The sequence below is a fragment of the uncultured Georgenia sp. genome (genome assembly GCF_937958535.1).
Classification (GTDB): domain Bacteria; phylum Actinomycetota; class Actinomycetes; order Actinomycetales; family Actinomycetaceae; genus Oceanitalea.
This window is the reverse complement of record NZ_CALGNQ010000129.1, coordinates 1-2,586: the sequence shown is the minus strand read 5'-3', so window position 1 is coordinate 2,586 and position 2,586 is coordinate 1. Positions and strand designations below refer to the sequence as shown.

Here is a 2,586-nt window from a genome sequence, read left to right as displayed (position 1 = left end):
ACCTGGCTCTTCGAGGGGCGGGTGCTGCACCGCGACGCGCTCGGCTCCGTCCAGCCGATCAGGCCCGGCCAGCTCAACCTCATGACGGCGGGCAACGGGATCTGCCACTCGGAGGAGGGCACGCTGGAGCACTTCCCCGAGCAGCGCCGGCTGCACGGCGTCCAGCTGTGGACCGCACTGCCCGAGTCGACCCGCCACGGCGAGCGGGACTTCGAGCACGTGGCCCAGGTGCCCTCGTTCACCGTCGACGGCACGCTCGTCCAGGTCTTCATGGGGTCGCTGGGCGGGGTGACCTCCCCGGCGCGGGCGGACACCCCGCTCGTCGCCGCCCAGCTCGACGTGCCGGCCGGGTCCACCGTGCGCCTCGCCGTCGACCCGGCGTTCGAGCACGGGGTGCTCGTCGACTCCGGCCCGCTGCGGGTGGCCGCCACCGACGTCGCGCCCGCCTGGCTCGCCTACCTCGCCCCGGGCCGCGCGGAGCTCGTGCTGCAGACCGGGTCCGCGCCCGCCCGCGCCGTCCTCATCGGGGGCACCCCGTTCGAGGAGGAGGTGCTCATGTGGTGGAACTTCGTCGGGCGCACGCACGAGGAGGTCGTCGCCGCCCGCGCCCAGTGGCAGGCGGCCGTCGCCGGTGACCCCGCCGGCGTGGCCCGCTTCGGCGCGGTCCGCGGCTACGACGGTCCGCCGCTGCCCGCGCCGGACCTGCCGAGCGTGCGGCTCAAACCGCGCCGTCGGCCCGGCCGGGACCGCTGAGGGCTACTCCTGCGGCGGCGCGACGACGAGGTCGGCGTACTGCGCGTGGCGCCGGATCCACGCGTTCATGAACGGGCAGACCGGGACCACGTGCAGCCCCTCCGCGCGGGCGGTGTCCAGTGCCGTGCGGGCCAGGGCCGAGCCCACCCCCTGGCCCTCGACCGCGCGTTCGACGACGGTGTGTGTCAGTACGACGACGCCGTCCCGGCGCTCGTACCCGGCGATCCCGACGACGTCGTCCCCCACGACCGCCGCGAAGCGGTTCTGCTCCGGCTGGTGCTGGATGCGGATGTCCATGGCCGACCTCTCATCACGGGCACGAGGTCACTCCATCGTGCCCTATCGCCTCCGTTAGAGTGACCTCTACGGCCGCGGTGGGGGAGCCGCGTGATCCCACGGGAGGCGACGATGCCCAAGTACGTGTACCGCTTCAGCGAAGGCGGGATGGATCAGAAGGACCTGCTCGGCGGCAAGGGTGCGAACCTCGCCGAGATGAGCCGGCTGGGGCTGCCGGTCCCGCCGGGCTTCACCATCACCACCGAGGCGTGCCGGGCCTACATGCGCGACGGCCGAGTGCCGCCGGACCTGCGTGTCCAGGTCACCCTCGCGCTGCGCGAGATGGAGGACGCCCTGGGGCGCCGGCACGGCGACTTCCACGAGCCGTTGCTCGTCTCGGTGCGCTCCGGGGCGAAGTTCTCCATGCCCGGGATGATGGAGACGGTGCTCAACGTCGGCCTCAACGACGCCTCCGTCCAGGGCCTGACCGAGCACACCGGCGACGAGCGGTTCGCCTGGGACTCCTACCGGCGCCTTATCCAGATGTTCGGCAAGACCGTGCTCGACATCGACGGCGAGCTCTTCGCCCGGGCGCTGGAGGACCTCAAGGCCGAGCGTGGGGTGCGGGACGACACCGAGCTCACCGCCGAGGACCTGCGCGGCCTGGTGACCACCTACAAGGACATCGTCCGCGAGACCTGCGGGCGGGAGTTCCCCCAGCACCCGCGCGAGCAGCTCGACATGGCGATCGAGGCGGTGCTGGGGTCGTGGAACACCGACCGGGCGGTGCTCTACCGCCGCCAGGAGGGCATCCCGCACGACCTGGGTACCGCCGTCAACGTCCAGGCGATGGTCTTCGGGAACATGGGCGCGACGTCCGGGACGGGCGTGTGCTTCACCCGCGACCCCTCCACCGGCCACTCCGGCGTCTACGGGGACTACCTGCCCAACGCCCAGGGCGAGGACGTCGTCGCCGGCATCCGCAACACGGTGCCGCTGTCGGAGCTGGAGAAGCTCAACCCGGAGGCGTATACCGAGCTGCGGCAGGCGATGCGGCGGCTGGAGACCCACTACCGCGACCTGTGCGACATCGAGTTCACCATCGAGAACGGCAAGCTCTGGCTGCTGCAGACCCGGGTGGGCAAACGCACCGCCGCCGCGGCGTTCCGGGTGGCCACCCAGCTCGTCGACGAACAGCTCATCACGATGGACGAGGCGCTGGGGCGGGTGTCCGGCGAACAGCTCGCCAAGCTCCTCTTCCCGCAGTTCGACACCGAGGCCGACACCGAGCTGCTCACCCGGGGGATGGCCGCCTCACCGGGGGCGGCCGTCGGTGAGCTCGTCTTCGACAACGCCCAGGCGGTGGAGCGCAGCGAGGCGGGGGCGAAGGTCATCCTCGTCCGCCGCGAGACGAACCCCGACGACCTCCAGGGGATGATGGTGGCCGCCGGGGTGCTCACCGCCCGCGGCGGCAAGACCTCCCACGCGGCGGTGGTCGCACGCGGGATGGGGATCTGCGCCGTCGTCGGTGCCGACGAGCTCGAGGTCGACGCCGCC

General features: G+C 72.5%; 3 protein-coding genes. 2 read left to right on the top strand and 1 reads right to left on the bottom strand.

Annotation, left to right across the window (positions count from 1 at the left end; translation table 11 throughout):
- The coding region (locus Q0195_RS07500; RefSeq protein ID WP_299276590.1) for a pirin-like C-terminal cupin domain-containing protein at window positions 1-753 on the top strand (753 nt) is incomplete at its 5' end.
- Between the two features lie 3 nt (window positions 754-756).
- Here the strand turns inward: Q0195_RS07500 and Q0195_RS07495 are convergent.
- Window positions 757-1,050, bottom strand: coding sequence for a GNAT family N-acetyltransferase (locus Q0195_RS07495; RefSeq protein WP_299276587.1), 294 nt, complete (start codon window positions 1,048-1,050; stop codon window positions 757-759).
- 111 nt (window positions 1,051-1,161) lie between these two features.
- Between Q0195_RS07495 and Q0195_RS07490 the strand changes: the two genes are divergently transcribed.
- Window positions 1,162-2,586 (top strand): pyruvate, phosphate dikinase (locus Q0195_RS07490; protein ID WP_299276585.1); only part of this gene is annotated, 1,425 nt, incomplete at its 3' end.

Coding starts and splice junctions, on each gene's coding strand:
- Q0195_RS07495 (WP_299276587.1), bottom strand. CDS start 1,050: ATGGACATCCGCATCCAGCACCAGCCGGAGCAGAACCGCTTCGCGGCG.